Annotated in this window: 20 protein-coding genes; 8 read left to right on the top strand and 12 right to left on the bottom strand. The window is 35.6% G+C overall.

Translation table 11 applies throughout. The features are described 5' to 3' along the window. Positions 1-30 precede the first annotated feature (30 nt). On the top strand, positions 31-495 hold the full coding sequence (locus tag R1X58_RS05135; RefSeq protein WP_240572286.1) for a DinB family protein: 465 nt from the start codon (positions 31-33) through the stop codon (positions 493-495). On the opposite strand, the gene R1X58_RS05130 is transcribed toward R1X58_RS05135, so the two are convergent. Together R1X58_RS05130 and R1X58_RS05125 are read right to left on the bottom strand one after the other, a co-directional pair. Next, positions 472-1194 carry a DUF3298 and DUF4163 domain-containing protein gene (locus R1X58_RS05130; protein WP_240572285.1) on the bottom strand — a complete coding sequence of 241 codons (723 nt, stop codon included), beginning with the start codon at positions 1192-1194 and terminating at the stop codon, positions 472-474. The genes R1X58_RS05135 and R1X58_RS05130 overlap by 24 nt on opposite strands. Before the next feature lie 96 nt (positions 1195-1290). Further along, the gene (locus tag R1X58_RS05125) at positions 1291-2121 is read right to left on the bottom strand and encodes a THC0290_0291 family protein (RefSeq protein ID WP_240572284.1); all 831 of its coding nucleotides are present in this window, start codon (positions 2119-2121) and stop codon (positions 1291-1293) included. A gap of 287 nt (positions 2122-2408) precedes the next feature. Between R1X58_RS05125 and gdhA the strand changes: the two genes are divergently transcribed. From gdhA to R1X58_RS05105, 4 genes are all read left to right on the top strand, one after another. Then, positions 2409-3752, top strand: a complete 1344-nt coding sequence (gene gdhA, locus R1X58_RS05120; RefSeq protein WP_240572283.1) for an NADP-specific glutamate dehydrogenase — start codon at positions 2409-2411, stop codon at positions 3750-3752. A gap of 125 nt (positions 3753-3877) precedes the next feature. Continuing rightward, positions 3878-6223 (top strand): type IX secretion system anionic LPS delivery protein PorZ, encoded by a 2346-nt coding sequence (gene porZ / locus R1X58_RS05115; RefSeq protein WP_240572282.1) that lies wholly within the window; start codon positions 3878-3880, stop codon positions 6221-6223. Then, positions 6223-6942 carry a DNA repair protein RecO gene (gene recO, locus R1X58_RS05110; RefSeq protein WP_240572281.1) on the top strand — a complete coding sequence of 240 codons (720 nt, stop codon included), beginning with the start codon at positions 6223-6225 and terminating at the stop codon, positions 6940-6942. Before porZ ends, recO begins: the two co-directional genes overlap by 1 nt. 41 nt (positions 6943-6983) lie before the next feature. Next, on the top strand, positions 6984-7460 hold the full coding sequence (locus R1X58_RS05105) for a regulatory protein RecX (protein ID WP_240572280.1): 477 nt from the start codon (positions 6984-6986) through the stop codon (positions 7458-7460). Positions 7461-7513: 53 nt separating this feature from the next. Here the strand turns inward: R1X58_RS05105 and R1X58_RS05100 are convergent, their stop codons facing one another. The 5 genes from R1X58_RS05100 to R1X58_RS05080 form a co-directional block, all read right to left on the bottom strand. After that, entirely contained in the window at positions 7514-8008 is a 495-nt protein-coding gene (locus R1X58_RS05100; RefSeq protein ID WP_240572278.1) for a porin family protein, read from the bottom strand. A 64-nt stretch (positions 8009-8072) separates the two neighbouring features. Beyond that, entirely contained in the window at positions 8073-8933 is an 861-nt protein-coding gene (locus R1X58_RS05095; protein WP_240572277.1) for a cupin-like domain-containing protein, read from the bottom strand. 84 nt (positions 8934-9017) lie between these two features. Further along, positions 9018-9989 carry an alpha/beta fold hydrolase gene (locus R1X58_RS05090; protein WP_240572276.1) on the bottom strand — a complete coding sequence of 324 codons (972 nt, stop codon included), beginning with the start codon at positions 9987-9989 and terminating at the stop codon, positions 9018-9020. A gap of 86 nt (positions 9990-10075) precedes the next feature. Beyond that, positions 10076-11170 carry a biotin synthase BioB gene (gene bioB, locus R1X58_RS05085; RefSeq protein ID WP_240572275.1) on the bottom strand — a complete coding sequence of 365 codons (1095 nt, stop codon included), beginning with the start codon at positions 11168-11170 and terminating at the stop codon, positions 10076-10078. 6 nt (positions 11171-11176) lie between these two features. Beyond that, positions 11177-12994, bottom strand: a complete 1818-nt coding sequence (locus R1X58_RS05080; RefSeq protein WP_240572273.1) for a TonB-dependent receptor plug domain-containing protein — start codon at positions 12992-12994, stop codon at positions 11177-11179. A 65-nt stretch (positions 12995-13059) separates the two neighbouring features. On the opposite strand from R1X58_RS05080, the gene R1X58_RS05075 reads away from it, so the two are divergent. Beyond that, entirely contained in the window at positions 13060-14565 is a 1506-nt protein-coding gene (locus R1X58_RS05075; protein WP_240572271.1) for an aminotransferase-like domain-containing protein, read from the top strand. 47 nt (positions 14566-14612) lie between these two features. Here R1X58_RS05075 and R1X58_RS05070 read toward each other — a convergent pair whose 3' ends face one another. Together R1X58_RS05070 and R1X58_RS05065 are read right to left on the bottom strand one after the other, a co-directional pair. Continuing rightward, positions 14613-16250 carry a flotillin family protein gene (locus tag R1X58_RS05070; protein ID WP_240572270.1) on the bottom strand — a complete coding sequence of 546 codons (1638 nt, stop codon included), beginning with the start codon at positions 16248-16250 and terminating at the stop codon, positions 14613-14615. A gap of 4 nt (positions 16251-16254) precedes the next feature. Beyond that, positions 16255-16833, bottom strand: coding sequence for a hypothetical protein (locus tag R1X58_RS05065; RefSeq protein WP_240572269.1), 579 nt, complete (start codon positions 16831-16833; stop codon positions 16255-16257). A 271-nt stretch (positions 16834-17104) separates the two neighbouring features. Between R1X58_RS05065 and R1X58_RS05060 the strand changes: the two genes are divergently transcribed. Both R1X58_RS05060 and R1X58_RS05055 read left to right on the top strand, forming a co-directional pair. Continuing rightward, on the top strand, positions 17105-18901 hold the full coding sequence (locus R1X58_RS05060) for a M61 family metallopeptidase (protein ID WP_240572267.1): 1797 nt from the start codon (positions 17105-17107) through the stop codon (positions 18899-18901). A 39-nt stretch (positions 18902-18940) separates the two neighbouring features. Further along, the gene (locus R1X58_RS05055) at positions 18941-19390 is read left to right on the top strand and encodes a DUF3157 family protein (RefSeq protein WP_240572266.1); all 450 of its coding nucleotides are present in this window, start codon (positions 18941-18943) and stop codon (positions 19388-19390) included. On the opposite strand, the gene R1X58_RS05050 is transcribed toward R1X58_RS05055, so the two are convergent. The 3 genes from R1X58_RS05050 to R1X58_RS05040 form a co-directional block, all read right to left on the bottom strand. Beyond that, positions 19382-21415, bottom strand: a complete 2034-nt coding sequence (locus R1X58_RS05050) for a beta-N-acetylhexosaminidase (RefSeq protein ID WP_240572265.1) — start codon at positions 21413-21415, stop codon at positions 19382-19384. The genes R1X58_RS05055 and R1X58_RS05050 overlap by 9 nt on opposite strands. 8 nt (positions 21416-21423) lie before the next feature. Continuing rightward, complete coding sequence (gene nagB / locus R1X58_RS05045) at positions 21424-23349, bottom strand: glucosamine-6-phosphate deaminase (RefSeq protein WP_240572264.1); 1926 nt, start codon at positions 23347-23349, stop codon at positions 21424-21426. A gap of 118 nt (positions 23350-23467) precedes the next feature. Then, positions 23468-25054: a RagB/SusD family nutrient uptake outer membrane protein gene (locus R1X58_RS05040; protein WP_240572263.1), complete on the bottom strand. Its 1587-nt coding sequence runs from the start codon at positions 25052-25054 to the stop codon at positions 23468-23470. Between the last annotated feature and the right edge of the window lie 5 nt (positions 25055-25059).

The raw sequence follows: 25059 nt of genomic DNA, 5'->3' as shown, positions 1-25059 counted from the left end.
TTTAAAGTATATTTATCAAAAAAATAAGGCATGCAGTTTACATTAGACATTTTAGCTAAAACAAGACAATTTTTTGGACAATTTTTAGAAAATACTTCACTTGAGGATTTAAATAAAGTTCCTGAAGGATTCAATAATAACATTATTTGGAATATTGGCCATATTGTGGTTACTCAGCAATTATTAGCATATAAGTTATCGGGTTTGCCAATGATGGTTGATGAGGTTATGATTTCAAAATATATGAAAGGAACAAAGCCTGAAGGAGTTGTTTCTCAAGAGGAAGTTAACAATATTAAAGCTTTGTTGTTTTCAACTTTAGAAAAAACAAAAGAGGATGTTGAAAACGGGGTGTTTAAAACATTTAACAGTTATACGGTTTCTACAACAGGAAATACATTAAACACAATTGAAGATGCTTTCGATTTTATTTTATTTCACGAAGGTATGCATCTCGGTTATGTAATGGCTTTAGTGAGGGCTATTAATAGCTAATAAGGAATTGACCTCTTCGGCGGGAATTGTGTATTCTATAATTCCTGCTGAATATGGTGCTATTTCGTAGGTGTTGTAAAGCATAATAAGGCCTTCTTCACTGAATCCTATATTTTGAGCAAGTTGAAAGTTTTCAGGTTCAAAAAGCGTATTTTTATCTTCAATCGATTTATCGAAATAGGTTTTGGCTATAGTTTCAAAATCCTTTTCATTATTAAACAGTTCTTCATTTGCAATTCGTTTACCTGTTAGAGCGTCCAAATTTAAAAACGAAATAACAACATTGCCGTGAGCACCGCCTGTATTTGTATAAGAGGTAATTGATATACTGATTAGTTCAGGTGATTGAAATATAACTTCGCCATCAATTTGAGCTTCCCAAGGGAAAGTGCTTTCAGGAAAATCTTTTGCAAAATCATTGTATTCGGTATTAAACTTTTCAATGTTTTCTTCAATTGAAGCTTCAGCATTAGGTGTTTCTTCTCCAATGTGTAATGATGCTGAAACAACTTTGTTTATTTCATTATTTATGTTCTTTGAAATCTCGTTGTTGCCCTCAGCTTTGGGAATGTTTATTTCAACTAATTTGTTATTGTCTGTAGTAACCGTAATAATTGAAAATGTTGTATTACTATCTTCATTGCATGAAAACAATAATAAAACAATACAAAAGGCTGTGAGTAATGGTTTAAAAGACATGTCAAGAGGCTTAATTAAGATATATGATAAAGGTAACTATTGTTGTGAACTTCGGCAATAAATCTTAGTAAACTTGATAGCAAATAAAAAGGGGGGCTAGTCCAGATAATATACATAGCCAAAGTTTAACCAAACCAACCAGTCGTTTTTACGGTCGTAGTTTCTCCAGTTGTGGTCAAATCCGTCAATCCAATCACTAAAGTAATATTGCCATCTTAAATCTATCATAAGATCAGATAAAATGCCAAGTTTGTAACGAGCTCCAATACTACTTACAACAGACCAAGTACTGCCACCGTCAATGTTAATTGGGTAAGGTGCTTCTCCTGCATTATAGGCATCGAACCAATAGGGGTAAAGGTTAGATTGGTCATAAATATCACCATAAGCATCAGGATTCGGATTATTATATCTGGTGCTTGCTTTTGGATGGTAGGAGGTATAATGAACTCCTAAACTAACAAAGGGGGCGACTCTGTAAGCGAAAGCCTGAAATGAACGAATACTTAGTGGGAAATATTCTAACTGCATACCAATATCGAAATTTTCTGCTGCGCCACTGTGAGCTCTTAATTTATCAGCTGCGGTGCTGGTTTTATCCGGAGCTACCCAAAAACCGTGATGGTCTAAGCGTGTGTAGTTATATGAGATTTCACTTCGTAGTTTAAAATGGTCATTAAAATAAGTGTCGGTAGAGTAGCAGTTACAATCTGCAGTATAAGCGAAACTGATGTAATGAATGAGTCCAATACCAATTCCTGAATTGCCAAGGTTGGTAGCTTCTTCATTACGGCTTCCAAAATCTGATCGAAACTCCACGGGACCAATAATAGCACCAATTTCGTGAGAAAACCCAAGCTGAGAAAACATAGTTTGAGTTGTAACAAACATAAAAAAAAGCAGGGCTAAACACTTAAAGTTAAGCATGATAGTAGTTTGTTTAATGGAGCCATTGTTAAAACAAATATAAAAAAACTGCCCTTAGAAACAAATATTATAACTTGGTACAAGATTAAATGAAAAATATATGTTATCAAATTCAAAAAATAAATGCATTATTTTTAAAGATAACGTATATTTGTGGCAATAAATTGTATATTCAATAATTTGATGGCTTTTTTGAAGGGTTTGAAACTCGTAAATAAAATTCCATCTTAAACCAAAATTGAGCTTTTTATACAGTTTTTTGTTAAACTAAAACATTAAAGTAATTGATGAAAAGTAACATTGAAGCTTTTTTAGATCAAGTTAAAGAGCGTAATGGTCATGAACCAGAGTTTTTACAGGCTGTAGAGGAAGTAGCAGAAACAGTTATTCCTTACATTGTAGAGCATGATATTTATTATGGCAAAAACATTCTTTTAAGAATGGTTGAGCCAGAGCGTGTTATCACGTTTAGAGTTTGTTGGGTAGATGATGCAGGAGAAATACAGGTTAACAGAGGTTACCGTATTCAAATGAACTCTGCTATTGGACCGTATAAGGGTGGATTACGTTTTCATCCAACGGTTAATTTAAGTATTTTGAAATTCTTGGCTTTCGAGCAGGTATTTAAAAATAGTTTAACCACATTACCAATGGGTGGTGGTAAAGGAGGAAGTGATTTCGATCCTAAAGGAAAGAGCGATAATGAAATCATGCGTTTCTGTCACGCCTTTATGAGTGAATTGTTTAGACATATTGGACCAAATACCGATGTTCCTGCTGGAGATATTGGTGTTGGAGCTCGTGAAATTGGATACCTTTTCGGAATGTATAAAAAACTAAGAAATGAGTTTACTGGGGTTTTAACTGGTAAAGGATTGTCTTGGGGAGGTTCGTTAATCAGACCTGAAGCAACGGGTTACGGTGCGGTATATTTTGCAGAAAATATGCTTAAAACTAAAAATGATACTATTGAAGGTAAAAATGTTGTGATTTCAGGTTCAGGAAACGTTGCGCAATATGCTGCCGAGAAAATTTTACAACTAGGAGGTAAAGTGTTAACCTTATCAGATTCTTCAGGATACATTTACGATGCCGATGGTATTGATGCTGAGAAATTAGCATATGTTATGAATCTTAAAAACGTAAAACGCGGAAGAATTAGCGAGTATGTTAATGTCTATCCTTCTGCTCAATTTGTTGAAGGTAAAACACCTTGGGGTGTAAAATGTGATATAGCATTACCATGTGCTACACAAAACGAACTTCATGAAGAGGATGCAAAAGTGCTTTTAGCAAACGGTTGTATCTGTGTTAGTGAGGGAGCAAATATGCCATCTACTAAAGAAGCAATTGTAGCATTCCATGAAGCAAGAATCTTATTTGCCCCAGGTAAAGCATCAAATGCCGGTGGTGTTGCGACTTCAGGGTTAGAGATGACTCAGAATTCTTTAAGATTCAACTGGACAAGAGAGGAAGTTGATAAAAAATTAAAAGAGATTATGGCTAATATTCACGATGCTTGTATTACTTACGGAAAAGGTGAAGACGGTTATATAGATTATGTAAAAGGTGCAAATATTGCAGGATTTGTTAAAGTTGCCGATGCTATGTTAGCTCAAGGTATCGTTTAATAAATTACCCTTATAAAATTGTTAAAAGCTTCCTGAATTTCAGGAAGCTTTTTTTGTTTGAATTTATATGATTTTCAGGTAAAACTCGTTACTTATAAATATATTTGACGAATTAAATGGTATCTATGTTTAAAAAACTCGTTGTTTTTGTCGTTTATATAATTCCGATTTGTCTCTTCGCTCAAGATTATTCAGCGTCCTGGCAAGGTCACTTTTCATATTACAATATTAAGGAAGTTGCTCAGGGAAATGATAAAATTTATGCAGCTTCAGAAAATGCTGTTTTCAGTTTAGATACACAAACTAATCAGTTAGAAGAAATTAATTCTGTTAACGGTTTATCAGGAGAAACGATTTCAACCATTTATTACAGTGATGCTTATGAATTGCTAGTTGTTGGATATGATAATGGTTTAATAGAAATTGTTTTTGATAATGATGAGAATGTATTGACCATTGTTGATATTATCGATAAACCTACCATTCCTCCAACAACAAAACGAATCAATCATTTTAATGGCTATAATAATTTGGTTTATATTTCAACCAGTTATGGTATTTCGGTGTTCGATTTGGCGCGTCTAGAATTCGGAGACACTTATTTTATTGGTGATGGAGGTTCTCAGATTCAAGTAAATCAAACCACAATTTATCAGGATTATATATATGCTGCTTGTTCTGGAAGCAATGGAATAAGAAGAGCATTGACAACTAACACAAATCTAATTGATTTTAGTAATTGGGAAGCAGTAACGACAGGGAATTTTACAGGAATAGAGTCTCAAACAGATGATTTATATGCAGTAAGGTCAGATAAAAGACTTTTTAGAGTAGAAAATGGTATTTTAACTGAATTATCATTATATCAAGATCAGCCATTGGATTTGAGAAAAGTGAATGAAAATATGATAGTTACGACTAGAAATCAAGTTTTTATTTATGATTCAGCTTTTAATCTTTTATCTCAAGTAGTAGTAGATACAAATAATTTTCCTACTGAGTTAACTTCTGCTACAATTGATGATAACTTTTTATACATTGGAACCAAAAATTTTGGAGTTTTAAAAACAGAATTATTAAACCCCGTTACTTTTGAGGAAGTTCATCCTGACGGGCCTTTGTTAAACATTCCTTTTTCGTTACAGGCAAAATCAAATGGGGTTTGGGTAACTTTTGGAGAATACGATTTGTTTTATAACCCATACCCGTTAAATAATAGGGGGATTAGTCATTTAAAAGGTGATCAATGGATAAATTTGCCATATAATGATGTATTAGAAGCGAAATCTTTAAATAGAATTTCTGTTAATCCTTTTAAGAATAATCAGGTATTTATAAGTTCCTTTTTTAGTGGATTATTAGAAGTAAATGAAGAAACATCTATTATATTGTATAACGAAACTAATAGTGGTTTAGAGTCGTTGGTTCTTCCAAATAATCCTAGTTACATTGATATTAGAGTTGGAGCTACAACTTTTGATTCAAATGGTGTGTTATGGGTAACTACGGGATTGGTTAAAAATCAATTAAAATCTTTTGATTTATCAATTAAACAGTGGAGATCGTATAGTCTTGGTAAAATAATTACAGACGAATTCGATAATAATGGTTTTGCTGATGTTGTAATTGATGGTAACCAAACAAAATGGTTAGCTAGTTATGATTTTGGAGTTATTGCTTTCAATGAGAATGGAAGTAATTCAGTAAAAAATATTTCTACGGAAGAAGAAAATATGCCATCCAAATATGTTACAGCTTTAACTCTTGATAAAAGAAATCAATTATGGATTGGTACAACAAAAGGAGTTAGAGTATTGTATAATACTTCAAATTTCTTTGAAAATAATAATGTTCAAGTTGACGAAATTATTATTGAGGAAGATGGTATTGCTAAAGAATTATTATATCAACAGTACATAATGGATATTAAAGTAGATGGTTCAAATAATAAATGGATTGGAACTAGTGATTCAGGGCTGTTTTATTTTTCATCGGACGGGCAGAAAACGATTCATCATTTTACAACAGATAATTCGCCATTGCCATCTAATAGTATTAGAGATATTTCTATAGATGATGTTAATGGTATTGTATATATAGCTACAACACGTGGATTGGTATCTTTTCAATCTGGAAGCTCTGGTGTTCTTGAAACTATAGAGAATGCTTATGCTTATCCCAATCCTGTAAGACCCGGTTTTGATATTGTAGAAAAGAAAGTTAAGATTAAAGACATTTCAGAGAATGTTAATATCAAAATAACGGATATAGAGGGGAATCTGGTGGCCGAGGGGCAATCTAGAGTTAATCAGCGTTATAGCGGTTATAATTTGGAAATAGATGGAGGTACGGCTTATTGGAATGGTAAAAATTTAGGGGATAATGTTGTAGCTTCTGGAGTTTATTTAGTGATGCTTTCCGATTTAGATACCTATGAAACGAAAGTCCTAAAAATAATGGTAGTTCGATAATGCTTGTTACCACAAATGCCATTGTTCTTTCTAAACTAAAATATAAGGATAACGATTTAATTGTTACCTGTTACACACAGGAATTAGGTATTGTAGGCTTTTTACTTAAAGGTGTATTAAAGAGTAAAAAATCTGGAAATAAAGTGGCTTATTTTCAGTTATTATCGCAATTGCAATTGATAATAAATTACGCAGAGAATCGCTCTTTGCAAATTGTAAAAGAATCTAAGCCTATTCATGTTTACTCTAGTTTACACACGCATATCTTAAAGAGTTCTATAGTCATGTTTTTGGCCGAGGTATTATATTCTGCTTTACGCGAAGAAGAGCAGAATGAAACATTATACAGTTACTTGGAAACGGCTCTTTTGTGGTTGGACGAACAGTCCGATTTTTCAAATTTTCATTTGTTATTTCTATTGAATCTTACAAAATACTTAGGATTTTATCCTGATACTTCAACTATCGATTTTCCATATTTTAATTTGGCTGATGGTATGTTTGATTTAAAGGAATATGGAAAGTCGTCGGTTTCAGGTGATAATTTAAAACTCTTAAAAGAACTTTTAGGCATGTCTTTTGACGATTTATCTTCTGTAAAAATCACAGGTAAACAACGCCAGTCGTTTTTGAATATGCTTTTACAGTACTACGAATTACATTTAGAAAGTTTCAGAAAACCTAAATCCCTAGAAATACTTAATCAAGTCTTTAGTTAAGGATATTTCAACAATAGTAGAATTATTATTTTAGTGCCCAAATGCAACAATCTAAAAAAACATATACGGTTCAGGAAGCTATGAGTAAGTTAGAGCATTACTGTGCTTACCAAGAGCGTTGTCATCAGGAAGTGGTTCAAAAGCTTACGCAAATGCATATGATACCTGAGGCAATAGATGTTATTGTCGTGCATTTACTTCAGCATAATTTTTTAAATGAATCTAGATATGCTAAACAGTTTGCCAGCGGAAAATTTAAAATAAAGCATTGGGGTAAGAATCGAATTTCATTTGAATTGAAGAAAAAGGATATTAGTAAAATAAATATTCAGGAAGCTCTTAATGACATTGATGATGAAGACTATTTGGAATTATTTAATACTATAGCAGAGAAGAAGGCCGAGAGCATTAAAGAAAATAATGTATATAAAAAGAAAAAGAAGTTTGCCGATTACTTTTTATACCGTGGTTGGGAATCCTATCTGGTTTACGACAAGGCCAACGAATTAATAAAATAAAAAAGGTTAAGCTCTCGCTTAACCTTTTTACAAACTATATTGAGTTTTTTTAACTATAAGCTAAAAGACATACCAAAGCTAACAGTAAACTGGTTGTGTAACTTTTCAGCAGGGGTTAAATCTTCAGTTTTGTACTTTGCTAATGGGGTGTTTAATTCAGTGTAAACTCCGAAACCTTCAGTAAAGAAATAGCGAGCTCCTAAATGACCACCAAAATTTTTAAGGCTTAAGTTTAAACCAGGGTATAAATCGAAGTTTTCATCAATGTTAATAACGTTTCCTAAGTTTGCATTAAAACGTCCTTTAAGGTCGAAACGATCACCAAAATCAGCGTCGATATCTTCATTTACACCTAATGCATAAGCCGATGATAAACCAATAGAGATATTATCGCCAAGACCATAATCGTAAGTAAGGTTAATGCTTGTGGCATTATCTTGTAGGTTAACACCAACCTGAAATTTATTATCGTTAACACCATTGTAAGCTTGAGCGTTAGCAAATGTGAAGCTAAGAACGGCAACAGCTAATAAAATTAATTTTTTCATAATTTGATTTTAGATTTTTTTGGTAAACAAATATATTATAACTTTTATAAAACGACGTATTTATTTACAGTGCTTTGTGAGTTTTAACAATTGCCCGGTTATTTTTCCAGTCAATCCATTTCTGGCCACCAATGCGGCGCATGACATTGTCGAAGCTACGCATAAAAACTAGGTTAGAAACGGCTTTGCTGAAGTTTTTTGGGTTTCTTGCTATAGCACGTAAACTCATTGAAAAACCAGGTGTTATATATCGCATATAGTGCCAGTAACCTTCAGGCATATACAAAACTTCACCATGATTTAATTCCGTTTGAAACCCTTTTGCTTTTTTTAGCATGGGCCATTTTTTAAAATCCGGATTATTGAAGTCAATGTCTTCTCTGGTAATAAGAGAATACGGAATTTTATATAAATATTGATTTTGTTTCTGGTCGAATAGTATAATCTGTTTTTTACCTTCAAAATGAAAGTGAAAAATGTTTGCCAGGTCAATATCGTAATGCATAAAAGTGTACGAATCACGTCCTCCAAAAAATAACATTGGAATCCCTTTCATTAATCGTAAACCAAAGTCAGGAAAGGTAAAATCGTCTTGTAATTGCGGAATTTCCTTAATGGCATTCCATAAAAATATGCGGAATTTCGTTGGTTCGCGTTTTAGTAAATCGATATAGTCGCCAAGTTTCATTCTGGCATGAGGCTCGTTAAACCCTTCTTTATAATCTACAGGTCTGTCGTCATACAACGGAATGGTAATATCGCCACCCAATTCCTTCATGTAATCTAAACTCCATTTGCTGTAAGCAGGCCAGTCTTCTATAAAACGTTCAATGACCACAGGTTTTTGTGGTAAAAAATAATGCTTTATAAAGTCCTCTTTAGTAATGGTTTTTACCCGAGGAATGTCTTGTAAGTTTAACGACAAGGTGAAAAAATTTAGTGAGCCAAAGTTAAGAAAAGGTTATGGAATTTGGAATTAGAGTTTATTGATTAAATTCCTTTTTAATTATTATTTCACTTCAAAAAAGGTATCAAATAATTTGTAAAATTTTTCAGGTTCTTCTAAATATGGATTATGACCACTATTTTCAAACATTTCAAATTGAGCCTGAGGCATAAATGTTTTATATTGGATATTGAATTCAGGAGTTGAAACTCCATCGTATCGACCTGCAATAATCATAGTTTTAGCCTTTACATTTTTTAAATCTTGGCGATAGTCCTGATTAATCATACTTCCACTAACGTAAAAATCTCCATCTCGTCCAATAATAGTTTCATAAACATCATTAGACCAACGTCTGTAAGGTTCATTAGGGTGATTGCCTTCAATATTTGTGTTGTGATAATAAATATATTTTGTAGGAAAGCTGGCGTAAAGTGATTTTAAGGGCTCCTGGCTAGAAACATACCCCAATGCCCTTAAAGAATCTACTTGTTTCCATTTTTCAGGAAAGTGTGTTTTTGTGTAGTGGTTGTAGCTATCGCAATTAGCTTGCCACATCTCTCCTCCATGAAATCCACTAATAAGCAATAATTTGTCAACATTATTGGGATATTTTATACTATATGCTTGCGCTGGAACTGTTCCGTAGGAGTGCCCTACTATAGAAATTCTATCAAAATTTAATAGTTTTCTTAGTTGTTCAATGAGAGCTACATCATTTTCAACAGAATATTCCGAAAGATCTTTGGCATCGTCACTTTTTCCTCTGCCTAAGAAATCGAAGAATACAACTTTATGGCTTTTGTAATATTGTCCAAAGTTAGCTTGCATGTAGTCATGAGAATTACCCGGTCCGCCGGGAAGAAAGAAAATAGGTTGTCCTTCTCCTTTAACTTCAACATTTATTTTATAGCCATTAATTTCATAAAATTTAGATTCGAATTTGCTGAAAATATCAGGGTCTGTTTGGCTGTTCAAAGTAGCATTAAATAGGAATAAAAAGATGGTGCTAAAAAGTATAGATAGATAATTCATAATATTTGTTTGGCATAAATATAAAGAAATAAAAAAGCCCTCTCTAGTTATAGAAAGGGCTTTATATGTTAATTGTGTATAATCTGTTATTTTAAAGATTTAGCTTTTTCTTTTGCTGATTCATTTCGTTCAATGGTGTGTTCAGGTCGACTCCATTTGGGTTTTTCGCCTAAGTCCTGAAATTGCGAATCTTCAGCTTCTACGGTTTCTGGTTGCATCTTTTTTATAAAAGGCTTTTGGGTATTTAATCCGAGAAGCTTGAATAATTCCATGTCTTCACTAACATCTGGATTGGGTGTGGTCAATAGTTTGTCGCCGGCAAAAATGGAATTCGCTCCAGCAAAGAAACATAGGGCTTGTCCTTCTTGCGACATTTGCGTGCGACCAGCACTTAAGCGTACTTGTGTTTCAGGCATAACAATACGCGTTGTGGCAACCATGCGAACCATTTCCCATATAGAAACCGGTTTCTGGTGTTCTAATGGTGTGCCTTCAACAGCTACCAAAGCATTAATGGGTACCGATTCTGGTTGCGGATTTAAAGTGGATAAAGCCACTAACATGCCTGCGCGATCGTCTTCGGTTTCGCCCATGCCTATAATACCACCGCTGCAAACCGTAACATTGGTTTTTCTAACATTATCGATGGTTTTCAGGCGGTCTTCAAAACCTCGTGTAGAAATCACTTCTTTATAATACGTTTCTGAAGAATCTAAGTTGTGATTGTAAGCATATAAGCCAGCTTCAGCTAATCGCTTCGCCTGATTTTTGGTAAGCATGCCTAAAGTACAGCAGACCTCCATATCCAGTTTGTTAATGGTGCGAACCATTTCTAAAACCTGATCGAATTCTGCACCGTCTTTAACATTACGCCAAGCGGCTCCCATACAAACACGGGAGCTACCAGACGCTTTGGCACGCAAAGCCTGAGCCTTTACCTGCGTAACGGACATTAAATCGTTGCCTTCAATATTAGTATGATAGCGTGCGGCTTGCGGACAATACCCACAATCTTCAGGGCAACCCCCTGTTTTGACAGAAAGTAAAGTGCTTACCTGAACTGTATTCGGATTGTGGTGCAACCGATGTACAGTAGCTGCTTCGTAAAGTAGCTCCATCAATGGTTTGTTGTAGATTGCTAAAATCTCTTTTTGTGTCCAGTTGTGACTTGCCGCCGCCATAATTATTTATTTAAAGTTGTAACGTAAACCAAATAATACATTACTTGGAGGCATTGGTACAATACCGGTCTCGATGTAATCGGCATCGAAAATATTGTTTGCTGTAATGCTTAATTCAACTTGGTTGAAATTAAAAATCGCCGATGCATCTAATACATTATAGCTTAATCCTTGGGTACGTTCAGCGTATTTATAAATCACATTAAAGTTGATGTTTTTTGTAATGCGAGTACTTAATCGTGATGTAAAATGGTGCTTAAGAGAATTGATGGAATATCTTGAGAAATCAAGGTTGATTTCTTCAATTTTGTCTTCCATAAAGGTATATCCAACCGATAAATTTTGCTTTAAGTTGTTAACTGTGAAATTGTAAGAGGTATTAACTTCAAATCCTTTAGTTTTAGAATCTCTAATGTTTTGTGCCATAAAAGGATCGTCTGTATTAGCTTTTACATAATCAATTAAGTTTTCGGCGTCTTTATAAAATAATGCAAACGAGGCATTAAATCTTGAAGAGAAAAATTTACCTCCAATTTCACCAGAAAGTGCTTCTTCAGGTTGTAAATCTTCATTTCCAATAGAAGAAGGGTCGCTATAATATAAATCGGTGTAAGTTGGTACACGATAAGTATATCCTAAATTTCCATAAGCTCTGAAGTTTTCAGAAATTTTATATCCTAAATCAACACCAGGGAACGCATGAAATTTAAAATCTGAAAAGTAAGTTACAGCCACACCCGGTGTAATGTCTAAATTATCAACTTTAAAACGATGTTCTAAAAATGCTGTAGCCATCAATCTGTCACGATCCCCTAAGGTGTTACTAGTCATGTAAATTTGTGATACATCAACACCCAATCCGGTAACCCCTAAATTTGAGGTGTAAGACGTATTAATTTCAGCACCTACTTTATTACTAATGTGTAAATTTCTGTAAAAACTTGGTTCATTACGTCTTAGCAAAAACATATCCTGATTGCGTTTCCAATACAATCTCGGTTTAATTTTTAGATTATTGGTTTGAAATGCTGTTGATAAGCCAATTAAACTGTTTTGAGTTTCCTCGTATTCGTGAAATGTTGCGTTTGAGGTATAGAAGTTTTCTGCACCAAATTTTCTTTCAAAGAAAGTTGCAAGCATTTCTATTGGAAGCGCATTTTTATTGAATACACTTTTTAAGAAATAGTTTGAATTATCGTAATCTGAATTGGTTCTGTACCCGTCAGAAGATAATTTCCCCATATGTGCAATATGTGAGGAGTTTACTAAGTCAGATCCCACAGTAACCGATCCGTTTAACTGATTGAAAGAGCCTGTTTCTATATTAGCCGAAACACTATTTTTTAGTTGGTTTTTAGTTACAATGTTTATCGCTCCGGCAAAAGCGTTTTGACCAAAAGCTCTGGCAGCCGGTCCTTTTATAATTTCAATACGTTCAATAACTTCAATTGGTAAAGCGGCGTTCATGGTGTGATGTCCGGTTTGTGCATCGTCCATTTTTATACCGTCGATAAGTAAAAGGGTTTGGTCGAAACTACCACCGCGAATGTATAAATCGGCTTGGCTACCTCCCGTTCCTCGTTTTCTGATGTCGATTCCAGCTACTTGTTGAAGTAAGTCTGCCACGTTAGTAGCCGCGCTATTTTTAATATCTTCAGAAGATATAATATTTATGGTTCTTGAGTTTTCTTTAAAAGGTAAATCGATACGTGTTGAGGTAATGGTAACTTCCTGTAGCGAATCCATTTTAATAGGTTCATTTTGTGCTTTAGCGAATAAGCTAAAAAGCATTATAAATGAAATGAGAGTCAGTTTGTTTTTCATGATTAAGTTTAAATTTAAAAACAGTGCAAAAGTCGTAACTTAGCGGACTATTAAAGTAGTCCAGTTTGAAAACAGTAAATAGTCCGGTTGAAAGTCTTTTTGAAAAACTTATCACTTTTGATAAAGTATTACCGAAGCCCATATATATGCAGGTTGCCGAGCAGATTATTAATTTAATTCAACGAGGCTATGTATTAAAAGGCACACTATTACCTGGAACACGTGTATTGAGTCAGTTGTTAAAAGTGCATAGAAATACGGCTGTTGCTATTTATGATGAGTTGGCTTCACAAGGTTGGGTAGAAATTCAACCAAATAAAGGTACTTTTGTTTTAGTACCGGAACAGCATACTGCTAAGATAACCGCACCAATACAACAAATCGATCAGGCATATACGTATTCAAAAACTACAGGTTTTCCTTTTCAAACGGCATTACATTTAGCGCCTACTATTCAAATTACGAATGCCAAATACAGTATTAGCGATGGAAAACCCGATTTAAGATTACATCCAGTTCATCAGTTTTCAAAGTGGTATAGTGCGGCCATGAAACGAAAAACGTTAATACCAAAATGGAATAGAGCAGGAGAGCAAATACATTCCATTTTCGAAAATCAGCTCTGTAATTATTTGAACGCAACACGCGGATTTCACATTAATCCGGGAAATATTGTGAATACCCGAAGTACCGAAATGAGTCTATATATCGTGTCTCAGCTGCTTATAAAACCTAAGGATGTGGTATTGGTAGGGCAGTTGAGTAATTACGAATCCAATATGATTTTTCAGGAAGTTGGCGCGAGTATTAAAACGATTCCTGTTGATGAGGATGGACTGGATGTAGATTATATTAAAACGCATTTTGTAAAAGGGACTATTCGGTGTGTTTATGTTTGTGCTCAACGTGATTATCCAACTACAAGGACGCTTAGTGCGGAGCGACGCTTAAAATTATTGGAATTGGCTAAACAATATGGTTTTGCGATTATTGAAGATGATTACGATTACGATTTTCAATACGAAGGCTCGGCCATGCTACCCATGGCGAGTGCCGATGCTAATGGTATGGTTATCTATCTTGGTAAGTTGGGGCAATCTCTATTTCCAAGTTTTCAAACAGGGTTTGTAGTGGCGCCAGATAATTTAATTTCAGAAGCCAAAAACTATTTGCAATTACTCGATAAACAAGGTGATTTAATTCAGGAACAAATGTTGGCAGGATTAATTAATGAAGGCGAAATTTCTCGGCTTATAAAAAAGAATATTATTGTTTACAAGCAACGGCGTGATGTTTTATGCGAGTTATTAAAAAATCATTTTGGAGACAAAGTCAGTTTTGAAATTCCTTCAGGAGGTTTGGCATTGTGGTTGCAATTTGAACCAAAAATTTCTTTAGTAAAGCTTGCTGAAGCATCTGAAAAGCATGATTTGTTCATTCCAAAAACCATTTTATATCAGGATAAAAATACCTGTGCTATTCGTTTGGGATTTGGACAGTTAACAGAAGAGGAGATTGAGGTGGTAGTAGAGAAACTTTATAGAGCATACAGTCAAGTGGTATTAAAATAAAAAGCCTCATTAATTTAATAATGAGGCTTTTATGAAAGTGAGTATTATTACTCTTTATCTGTTGGAGATTCCTCGATATCAGTACTATCTGTTATCGTTGATTCCGATTTAACTTCAACATCTTTTCCTTTTAAATATTCCGGTAATTGCATACCGGCCATATTAAACATGTCTTGTAATGGAGGCACCGATTTATACATGCCAGAAAGGAAATTTGCAGTAGATGATTTGCCATCTTTAGTACTGCCATTATCCCAAACGGTAACTTTATCAATCTTGATATTTTTAATAGCTTCAGATTGTAATTTAACCAACTCAGGAAGTTTGTCGGCAATCAATAATAACACAGCATCTCTGGAATTGTTTCCGGCAGCCTTTACAATTTCATCAAGACCGGCTGCTTGTTTGGTTAAGACTTCGTAAATACCTTGTGCTTCGGCTTGTGCTTTAAATAAAATCGCATCGGCTTCCCCTTTTGCACGTCTTCTAATATTTTCAGCTTCAGCTTCAGCATCAATTTCTACTTTCTTTTTATCAATTTCGGCTGGAACGATAATATCGGCCATTTGTGATGAACGCTCACGTTCGGCTCTGGCAACCTCGGCAAGTTGCTCTGCAGCATAGGCTTCTTCTAATGCTCTTGCAGCCTGAACTTTTTCAGAGGCAATCGCTCGTTTTTCAGCTTCAGCTTCTTTTTCACGTCTTAAAGCATCAGATTCAGCAATCGAAATTTTAGCAACGTTTTCTCCGTCGATGGCACGTGCATTGGCTTCCGATATTTTAATACGCTCTTCTTTTAAAGCCTCGGCCTCACCAATTTTAGCTTTTGCTATGGCGCTGGCAGTCTGCACCCTTTCGGTTTGATTGGCATTAGCTTCACCAATCATAGCTTGTGCGTTAGCTGCTGCTACCTGAGTTCTTTCATTTTGCATCGCGTTGGCCTCACCAATTTTTGCTTTGGCGTTCAATTCGGCAACTTTAGTTCTTTCATCCTGAACGGCATCGGCTTCACCAATAGATCCATCTCTGTTTTTCTCGGCAACCGATTTACGAGCCGCGTTTATAGCGTGTGCAGCAGCTTCTTTACCTAAAGCTTCGATGTAACCAGACTCATCAACAATATCTGTAATGTTAACGTTAATCAGTTTTAAACCTACTTTTTTAAGCTCCGATTCAACACTTTGTGAAATATTGGTTAAGAATTTATCTCTGTCGGAATTGATTTCCTCAATGTCCATAGAAGCAACTACTAAACGCAACTGACCGAAAATAATTTCTTTTGCTAACTCCTGAACATCACTCATTGATAGACCTAATAAACGCTCGGCAGCATTTTGCATAATACCAGGTTCGGTAGACACACCAATAGTAAAACGCGATGGTACATTAACACGGATGTTTTGTTTTGACAGGGCGTTAACCAGATTTACTTCAATAGAAATAGGTGTTAAATCCAGAAATTCATAATCCTGAATAACCGGAAAAATAAAGGCAGCACCCCCGTGAATACATTTAGCCGATTGTCCGCCAGCTACTTTACCATAAACCACTAAAATGCGATCGGAAGGACAGCGTTTATAACGGCGAATAAGTACAATAAAAAATACAAAAATGAACATGATGGCCGCAATAACAGCCATAGGAAGCCCAAAACTAAAGGCGTCCTGAGTAATAAGTGTTAGCATTAAATTAGTTATTAAGTTGTTCTACAATTAAAATTCCGTTATCGGTAACGTCTTTTACTTTTATTACGGTTCCCGATTTTAAGGTAGTCTGTGCATCGGTTAAGGCTTCAAGTTCACGCAAAGCGCCTTGAATACGAACATGAGCTTTACCAATAGACGAGCGGTTAGCACCGATAGTTAAATAAACTTCACCAACAGCACCTATAGCATTTTTAAAGTCAAGTGTACCACTATGATTTAGTTTTTTCATATAATAAAACATGGCCGCCATAATACTCATCATTACTAAACCAGCAATTAGAGAAATAACAATGGTAAGCGGTTTTGATACCCCTGCATCAATGCATGCAATACCACTCCACCCAAAAATGGTAAAGAATCCCACCAGGTTTTTAAAAGTGATGAATTGAAAACCGATTCCCGTGTCGGTTTCAATTTCGGCATCTGTTTCAAGTTCTAATCCATCAGAATCACCTCCCACAAAGGTTAGAATCATCATAATTATAAAAATTAGTGAAGCTACCAGAGCAATACCCCAGTAAATCTGAGGAAAGAGTTCTAAGCTATAAAACCACTCGGTCATAATTAAAAGGTTTAAATTTTATGATTCAATATAAAACCTTTTTGTGGTTTTATATGACTAATTCGAAAGTAAAATCAACATAGATTTCATGAAATTCCTATATCTAAAATTAATGTGTTCTTAATTAGGTTAATAGGAGTCTATAAATTTTAATTTTCATTATATATGTAGGTGAAATCTGTGATTTGTTACAAGGATAACTTTTATTTTCAATTTTCATTAAAACTATCGATGATTCAAAAATGTTATCTTAGTCGTTTAAAATGTTGTAATGCGTAGAATTCTTTTCATTTTCCTTTTAGTTTCAAGTTGTTTTAGAATCAAGGCACAAGTGGCCTCAAACTATAATATTTCCTTTGAAAATGCCGGACATCACGAAGCGGTTGTTGACGCCGTTTTTACGGATTTAACGGAAAAAACTGTAGAATTTAGAATGAGTAGAACCTCACCAGGTCGTTATGCTTTGCATGAATTTATGAAGAATGTTTACGGCGTTAAGGTAACCGATGGTAAAGGAAAGGTATTAAAAACATCAAGACCCGATCCGTATTCCTGGGAGGTTTCCGGACATGACGGGACCATAAAAGTGCATTATATTTTATTCGCTAATCGAGGTGGCGGCACCTATTCTCAAATAGATGATACCCATGCGCATTTAAATATGCCGGCAACTTTTTTGTATGTGCCGAGTTTAGAAGATAAAGCTATGGAAGTCACTTTTAATGTGCGTGAAGATTTGAAATGGAAAGTTGCAACACAATTAAAGCATGTAAAAGACAATACCTACTACGCCGAAAACTTGCAGTATTTTATGGATAGCCCAACCGAGATAAGCAATTTTAGTGAACGTTCTTTTCAGGTAAACGGACAAACCATAAACTTCGTATTGCATCATAACGGCACTGAAGCGGAATTAGATGATTATTTTAACCGCGTTAAGAAAATTGTTCTAGAGGAAGAACAGGTGTATGGCGAATTGCCAAAGTTCGATTATGGTGAGTATACTTTTTTGGTGTGTTATATTTCTAACGCTTCAGGCGATGGTATGGAGCATAGAAATTCAACCATTGTTACCAACACACGTAGTTTGGCCGATGGCGGAATGGATGCGAATTTAGGAACAGTCGCTCACGAGTTTTTTCATTGCTGGAACGTAGAGCGTATTCGTCCTGATACCTTGGAGCCGTTCGATTTTGAAGAGGCTAATATGAGTGGAGAACTTTGGTTTGCCGAAGGCTTTACCAGTTATTACACTACTTTAACCTTATGTAGAGCAGGTTTAATCAGTGAAGAGCAATATGTCAATAGCATTACCGGAACATTTAATTATGTATGGAATTCTCCGGCGAGACAATTTTTCAATCCTATTGAAATGAGTTATCAGGCGCCGTTTGTTGATGCGGCTCGTTCAGTAGATCCGGTGAATAGAGACAATACATTCATTTCTTATTATTCATACGGAAATATGCTTGGCCTGGCTTTAGACTTGTCGTTGCGTCAAAACGGATTAAATCTCGATGATCTTATGAAACTGGTTTGGAACAAATATGGAAAAAATGAAAAGCCATATACGGTTGAAGATTTGCATAATACGTTAAATGAATATGCCGGAGAAGCTTTTGGCTCTCACTTTTTTAAGAATTATATCTACAAAAGTGATATGCCTGAAATGAAGGCTTTATTAAGTTCTGTAGGTGTGACTTTAACTCAGGATTTAGATAAACCCGATTTTGGAGTTTCAGTAAACGACGAAGGTTTTATTTCCAAAAACACCATTATCGGAACAGCAGCATATAACGCCGGACTGGAAGAAGGTGACAGAATTTTAAAGGTAGACGGAATAGATTTCACAACTTCAAATAACTTTAATGTTTTAATAGCTAGTTTAAAACCATATGATGTTATAAAAATTGAGTTTGAACGGTTTGGTGTGCCGAAGAGAACAAAAGTGACTTTACTACCAAACAGAGCATATAGCTTAAGCCCGTTTGAAGCTAACAATCTAAAGTTGAATGCCAAACAAAAAACGGCCAGAAAGGCTTGGTTGTCTTCTAAGCAATTAAACTAATAATTTGTACTTTTGAGTACATCCAATTATAAATATTCTATGAAATCAATAGTTTTCCTTTTATTACTTTTTATCACATCTGTATCGTTTGCTCAAAATAATTATATTGTTAAAACCGAAGATGGTCGAAAAGTTCTGTTAAAAGCTGATTACACCTGGGAATATATTGATGCCATGCCTAAGGATGCTCCCAAAAAGGATATTTCTGAAGCTATATCTGTAAAAGATGATGCATGTAAATTGGGTGAAGGTTTTGAAGAACCTAAACTAAACAATAAAATTCAATCGCAGTTAAAAAAGGGCAGAGCGACTATTGATGATGTAAAAGCTAAAGTGGCTAAAGATTATAATTGCTCGGTAGAAGAGGTTGTTTTAATATCTGCCTCAGAGCAAAAATCTAAAGGCAGATATCAGTTTTGTGCCAATGGGAAAAAGGTCGATTATAAGCGAACCGGGTTTACCATTATTGAAGCAGGTAAATTATTTTAAGGCTTCAAATAGTTTTTCCATATCGTTTACAATAACCAATTCAACATCTGCGAAAGGTTGTTTTAAGGTTTCTATTCGAGATTTGAATGATTTTATGTCATTCTTCGATAGCTTTTCTTTTTGTGACAGCTTCAATAAAAACTTAGCACTTTCCGAAAGGTTAAACGATAAAGATTCCAGCGGTGCTATCTTAGGGCTTTTATCTATTTTTTGAAAAGCTTTATGGTTTTTTGCCCAAGATTCCAATAGCGTAATAATATCCGATTTGTGCGCTTCGTTAGGTGATTCAGTATAGTTTGTAACGGCTTTTTTAAATTTTAAAGCATCGTTGGCGTCTACATTACAGGCATCGGCAAATAGGGTGAAAGGCGAGTAGGTTTTATACTCGGTACCGCCTTCATTTCGGCTGTAAATTTTAAGCGGTTCACAAACATTAGAAAGTATTTCCAATCCTGAAATATCCTGATTATTACTCAGGTTTCTTAAAATTACCCCTTTGTTTCTAATATGGGTAATGCCAACCTCTTCCAATCTATAATTAATAACTTCTAAACGTTTCAGCATCTTATCAACATCCGTAATGTCTTTTTGTGACCATAAGCGCTCGGCTATGGCAGCTGTTCTTGGCCAGATTCTGGAGTCGATGGTTAATGGTGTTACCAGTTCGCTCCACATGGTGACTTCGCCACCTAAAATACGGTTTCGTTCGTCTTCGGTTAGTTGTACATCTCCAATCGGTTCGGTTTGGTAATGTTTCACCACAGATTCCATGCGGTCAATATAAAATCCGTTAGATAAAATGGTGTTATACCCTTTTTTAGCAGCTTCAATTAAGGTTCCGCCCTTTGCTAAGCCTTCATGTTCACCTCTCCACGAATGAATAATGGCTGTTTTCGGCATATTTGGTGTCATAATTTCATCCCAGCCAACCAGTTTTTTATCCAGTTTTTTCAGAATTTTTTCTAATCGGATATTAAAATAGGTTTGTAAATCGTGGTTGGTAGCAAGATTATGTTCTTTTTTAAATAGCTGAATATGCTCGTTAGCATCCCAGTGTTTGCCTTCGTTTTCGTCACCACCAATATGAAAATAGCTATCTGGGAATAGGGGTGCTATTTCAGTAAATAGGTTTTCTAAAAAAACATATACATCCTCGTTAGTCGGGTCTAAAGTGGGATCGAAAACACCCGAATAACGTTCAATTTTATAGGTTGCTCCCGGTTTGCTTCCAAGTTCTGGATAGGCGGTTAAAATGGCGGTAGCATGGCCCGGCACATCAAATTCCGGAATTACTCGAATGCCAAGAATAGAGGCATACTCTACAATGTCCTTGATTTGTTCTTGAGTATAGTATAGTCCGTCGGAAGCCAATTCGTGTAGTTTGGGATAGGTTTTCGACTCAATTCTAAAGCCTTGGTCGTCTGTTAAATGCCAGTGAAAGACATTCATTTTTACAGAAGCCATAGCATCGAGATTGCGTTTTATAACGTCTATGGGATGAAAGTGTCTGGAAACGTCAATCATTAAGCCACGCCATACAAAACGTGGGGCATCGGAGATAGAAACACCGGGTAGATAGTATTCAGAATTGGTGTTCGTTAATAATTGTAAAAGTGTTTCCAATCCTCGAATAGCCCCAACATCTGTATTGGCAACAAGCGATACTTTATTAGACTGTACATCTAATTGGTACGACTCGTCGTCTTCAATGATTAACTTAGCAGATTCTTTATAAGATATTTGAATAGATGCTTGCTTGTTTTCAGATAAAGGCATTGCAAAACCTTCATTGATAAACACGCCACTTCTGTTTGACAGGCGTCTTAAAAATGAAGTCACTGCATGCTGAACCCGTTTTGGGGAGTCACCATCAATGGATACCGTTAGGTTTTCATCTATAACAAAACGTTGGTTGTTTTCCTCTATTGATTTTGGCCAGGGCATTAAATTATAAGTCTCTTTCAAATTGGATTGAGAGAAACAATTTAAAGTAATGAGGCAAAGTATAGCAAGTAATCTATTCATGTTAATTGTTAAAAATGGTAGCGTTTAAAGGCTTCAATAGCAGCATATTCGGCTAAGCCTAAATCATTGTATTTTTTTGCGGTTAAGCGGTTACGGTCTTCAGCGCGTACCCAGAATTCTCTGGAATCGTCGCCTTGAAACATCACCCCGTCTTTTTGCGACTGGTGATAGAAAATGGCATGACGTTTTTTAAGTACCTGATCGGGACTCATAGGTATGGCCATGTCTATTTCGTAGGATTCCCATTCATGCCAGGCACCACGATAGAGCCAAACCCAGCAATCGTTCATGTAAGGTTTTGATTTTAATTCTTCTAAAGCCATAAACAAGGCATTTAAACACACACGATGTGTACCATGCGGATCGGCTAAATCGCCGGCGGCATATATTTGATGCGGTTTTATGCTTTCAATCAGGTTACACATAATGCTGATATCAGCTGAAGTTAAATGCCCTTTTTTAATGGTTCCGGTTTCGTAAAACGGAAGATCTAAAAAGTGTACGTTTTCATCTTTTAAGTTTAAATAACGCGTGGCGCCAAGCGATTCGCTACGACGTATTTTGCCTTTAAGATTTCGTACTTCTAAACAGTCGATGTCGCTCTCTCGCTTTGTTTTGAGGTATGAAATTATTTTATCGATTTCTGCATTCGGTTCGAAAAGGTTTGCTATTTCTGCAAATTTCAAGCTTTCTTCGTCCGAAACAGCGATGTTTCCTGAGGTTTGGTAAGCCACATGTACCTCGTGACCTTGCTCCACAAGGCGATCGAAAGTGCCACCCATAGAAATGACGTCGTCGTCTGGGTGCGGGCTAAAAATGATGATGCGCTTTTTTTCTGGTGTTGCGCGTTCAGGACGGTAAGTATCATCAGCATTAGGTTTTCCTCCAGGCCATCCTGTTATGGTATGTTGTAATTGATTAAACATTTTAATGTTTAAATCGTAAGCAGTGCCTTCTTCGGTTAATAAACCAGACATGCCATTATCGTTATAATCTTTATCAGTTAGTTTTAAAATAGGTTTATTTAGTAATTCACTTAGCCAAACCACAGCTTTTAATTTTAAAATATTGGTCCATAAACAAGAAGTAACTAACCAAGGGGTTTTTACACGGGTTAGTTCTAAAGCAGCTTCATGGTCTAACACAAAGGTTGTGTTGTGGTGTTCCTGTAAATAGGTTGCAGGAATGTTTGGGGTTATGTCGCCCTCAATGGCTTGTTGTATAATTTCAGCTTTATTGTTTCCCCAAGCTAATAAAACAATGCGTTTAGCACTTTTTATGGTGCCAATTCCCATAGTAATGGCTTTACGCGGAACGTTATCTATTCCTAAAAATGACGAAGCAGCATCAACACGTGTAATGTGATCTAAAGTAATGCTTCGCGTACCGGAGTTGAGGTGTGATCCGGGTTCGTTAAAACCGATATGGCCTGTACGTCCAATACCTAACAATTGAAAGTCTAATCCGCCATAAGATTTGATTTTCATTTCATAATCTATACAGAATTGATACAGTTCGTCGGTAGGCACTTTGCCATCAGGAATATTAATGTTTTCAGAAAGTATATCTATGTGGTTGAACAGGTGTTCATGCATAAAGTAGTAGTAACTCTGAATATTATTTTTATCCATGGGATAGTATTCATCGAGATTAAAAGTAACTACATTAGAGAAACATAAACCTTCTTCTTTGTGCATACGAACCAGTTCTTCGTAAACTTTAATAGGAGATGATCCGGTTGCTAAGCCAAGTATACATGGTTGTCCTTGCGACTGTTTATCACGAATTAGTGATGCTATTTCCTTAGCAACAATTAATGAAGCTTCATGAGAAGATTCGAAAATAACATTGTGAATTTTTTCAAAGCGCGTTTCTTCAAATTTTCCAGCCTCTCTGTAGGCTATACTTTTATAATCAGTAATATCTACTCTCATTTTCATCTGTTTTTTAAAAGCAAGCAGAACAATGTTCTGCTTGCTTGTTAAGAGCTCTCTTTCAAATTAAAAAACGCTCTGTTTAAACTAAACCAAAAAATATATGCTTATGAAAATCTTAAAAATTTGCAGCACCTGTATCCCACCATAATCTGGTGCCTCCGTTGTCTGGGCCGCTTAGTAATTTTACGGCCTCGGCAACACCTTCCGGGTTGGTTGATAGTTCGCTATCTACAAAAGGAATACGTCTAATTTGAATATTGGTATCTATAAGTCCGCCACTTTGATTGCTTACCACAGGGAAGATTTTAGGATACCCAGTACGTCTGAATTCACTCCAGGCTTCTTGTCCTTCAGGGAACATAGCCAGCCATTTTTGAGTAATAATTTTTTCAAGCTTAACTTCGTTGCTGGCCGCTTCGTCCCAGGCAATTGTAATAGTTGAAAGTGCTGAAATATTATTTGATGGAGTTATAGGGTCTACATAATTAGCAGGAGTTGATGCATTATCTGAAATATAGTCGTTTACGCCACTAGCCCCATGTTGATCGAAAGACAGTTGTATGCCGGTTTCGTAATTAGACTGTGCATCGCCTGCCCCCGACCATCCGCGTAAAGCAGCTTCGGCCTTAAGGAATGCCACTTCAGCTGCAGTCATTAATTGTACTTTTGAGGTGTGTATATTATCATTAATCATTGAAAATCCTACATAATCGGCTTTTTGAGCAAGCTCATCAGCATATTTAGAAAACAGAGGTAAACCACCACGAATACCTTTTACTGTTCCTGAAACAGTCGTAGGAGCATCGAAATAGGCGTTTGCTCTTCCATCGTTGTAACCCACTAAAAACGATTCCATAGATGCATTCATTCTAATGTCGGCCCAGGCATTATCGAGTGTTGCTAAAGGGTGGTCTAAACTACCGTTAACAAAAAAGCCATCGGTATTTGCACTCATCACACCTAAGGATTGATTTAATGCTTTTTCGCCTTCAAGCTTGGCTTTTGCAGGGTCTACTTTAGAAATTCTAATCGCTAAACGTAGTCTTAAAGAATTTGCAAATTTTACCCATTGTGAGTAATCGCCATCATATGCTAAATCGAAAGCAGAAAATCGTTCACTATCAATATCTGCCATAAGATTTTCAACAGCCATATCTAAATCGGAGAAAAAGGCGTTGTAAGCAGTTTCCTGAGAGTCGTAAATACCTGCTTTTTCAAGGTCACCGAAACTCGTGTAAACTATAGGCCCAAAAACGTCTGATACTCTATGCATAGCCTCAACCTTTAGAATTAAGGCAATGGCATGCAACGTCGGGAATTCTCCTTCGGTTAGTTTTGTAATTCCATCAACATTATTCATAACGTTAGAATATGGTACATTCCAGATAAAATTATTCCATCCGCTAACAAGACTATACGTTGTATTGTTAGCACCTGCAACAAAGGGCCTTGGATTTGTCATATATCCAGAATATACATCAGCATTTAGGTTTTGTTGTAATTGGTAAGACCAGGCAGGGGTATATTGATAAATATTTTCGAAAATTGGTTTGTATTTTGATCCTACGTGTTGAAAATCGACTTCAAGTTGCTCTTGAGTTATATTTCTTTCGTTTACGTTAAATTGTTCTAAATCACTACAAGATGTTGATATAATTCCTGTGGCAACTAAACAAGATAACATGCTTTTTATATTTTTCATTTTCT

Origin of the sequence: Aestuariibaculum lutulentum, assembly GCF_032926325.1 — a bacterium.
In the GTDB taxonomy this organism is placed as follows: Bacteria; Bacteroidota; Bacteroidia; order Flavobacteriales; family Flavobacteriaceae; genus Aestuariibaculum; species Aestuariibaculum lutulentum.
The sequence above is the reverse complement of the archived record's forward strand: the minus strand, read 5'-3'. Positions and strand labels throughout refer to the sequence as shown.